At 72.7% G+C, this 1,632-nt stretch carries 2 pseudogenes; one reads left to right on the top strand and one right to left on the bottom strand.

The annotated features are described in order from the left end of the window. Positions 1-590, bottom strand: a pseudogene (locus A7A76_RS18350) (primosomal protein N'); the annotation flags it as partial. Positions 591-1,134: 544 nt separating this feature from the next. Between A7A76_RS18350 and A7A76_RS18345 the strand changes: the two are divergent. Beyond that, a pseudogene (locus A7A76_RS18345) lies at positions 1,135-1,632 on the top strand (hypothetical protein); the annotation flags it as partial.

The raw sequence follows: 1,632 nt of genomic DNA, 5'->3' as shown, positions 1-1,632 counted from the left end.
GCGTGCGCGCTCGCCGGCACCGCCAGGCGCTCGGCGTGGCCGCGCTTGGCCAGGGCGCGCGCGGCCGTGCGCCAGTCTTCGAGCAGGTCGTCGAGGCGGTCCTCGTCGAGTTCGCCGTGTTCGTCCAGCAGGTCCGACAGCCGGCGCGGCTTACCGGCGCGCAGGCCGGGCCGGGCGGTGGCGCCGGCTTCGGTCAGGCGCCAGGCCCAGGCGTGGGTGTCGGGCAGCGGTTCGCCGTGGCGCAGCGGGCCGGGCAGGGCGGTGGCCAGCACCTCGCCGAGCGGGGCGTGGGTGTAGCGCGCCAGCCAGCGCAGCGACTCCAGCAGTTCGCCGTGCAGCAGCGGTTCCGGGTCGAGCCGGGCCAGCACCTGCTTGAGCGCGGCCGGGTCGGTGCCGGGTTCGGGCGCGCCGACCTCGGCCACCCAGCCGACCAGTTCGCGCCGCCCGAACGGCACCCGCACCCGCGCGCCGACCGGGTCGCCGGCCTCGCCGGCCCCGGCCGGGGGCAGGTAATCGAACAGGCGCGGCAGCGGCACCGGCAGGGCGATGCGCCAGACGCTGGCCGGCGGGAGAAACGAAGCCTCGGACATCGCACCAGTCTAGCGAGCGCGGCGGCGGCCGGGCAGTTGCGGGCCATAGCTGCCCCCGGTCCGACAAAGCCGCCGCAAGTGACCGCCAGTTAAGGAAAAACCCCCTTATCCACACGGGTTGTGGATAAATCTGTGCATGGTGTGTCGGCAGGGCTGCGCGAGGGCGTTGAATCAAGCCCTCGGGTTAGGTTGGTGAAAAAATCGCCAATTGCTCTATTTTCTTTGGAATCATGCGCTTAGCCGTGAAACATAGCTGTAACGCGGTGTTTTGGTTCCGTGAAAGAGCGACATATGACGGTTCGATTACTGCTGTGCACAACCGGATTTTCGCCCAAGCCGCATTGCGCCTCGCGCAAACGCGGTTTGGCGGTTTGTCAAGCGGTTTTGCGCCGGCCCGGCGGCCTGCCGGCATCGCTATGATGCGCCGTATGGTGAAGTCGTCCCGATGAGTTCCACATCCCCCGCCCCGGGTTCGTCCGCCCCCCGTTCCGCCGCTCCCGCCGCCCTGTCGGCGTTCCTGCGCGGCGTCGAACGGCGTGGCGCAGTGTTGGCCGAATTGCAGGCCGGCGACGCCGCCGCCGGCGATGCCGCGCTGGTCGCGGCCATGGCCGGGTTCCGCGCGATCGCCGCGCAGACCGCGCTCAACGACTGGCCGGCGCGGTTCTGGCAGTTGCTGCTGACCCAGCCGGGCCTGCGCCAGCGCACCCCGGTGGCGATCGCGCTGGACGCCACCGACCGGCTCGGCGAGCTCGGCAGCGGCCCGCGCGCGGCGCTGCTGCTGCGGCTGGCCGCCGGCCTGGACGAGGCGCAGGCCTCGGCGGTGCTGCACGTGGCCCCGGCGACGTACCGGATGGCCCTGCAGCGCGCGCTGCCTCGGCATGCCGACGGCCGCGCCGATCCGCAGGCCTGGCAGCAATTGCGCGAGCAGGTCCACCGCCGGATCAAGACCCTGCCGGCCGAACGCCTGCAGCGCCTGGCCCAGGCCCGCGAGCAGGCGCTGCAAGGCGCCGCGCCCGCCCCGGCCGCCGCCGGTGCGCGTACC

Source organism: Lysobacter enzymogenes (assembly GCF_017168095.1).
GTDB lineage: Bacteria > Pseudomonadota > Gammaproteobacteria > Xanthomonadales > Xanthomonadaceae > Lysobacter > Lysobacter enzymogenes_D.
Note: the sequence above shows the minus strand (reverse complement) of the source record. Positions and strands in the feature narration are given on the sequence as shown.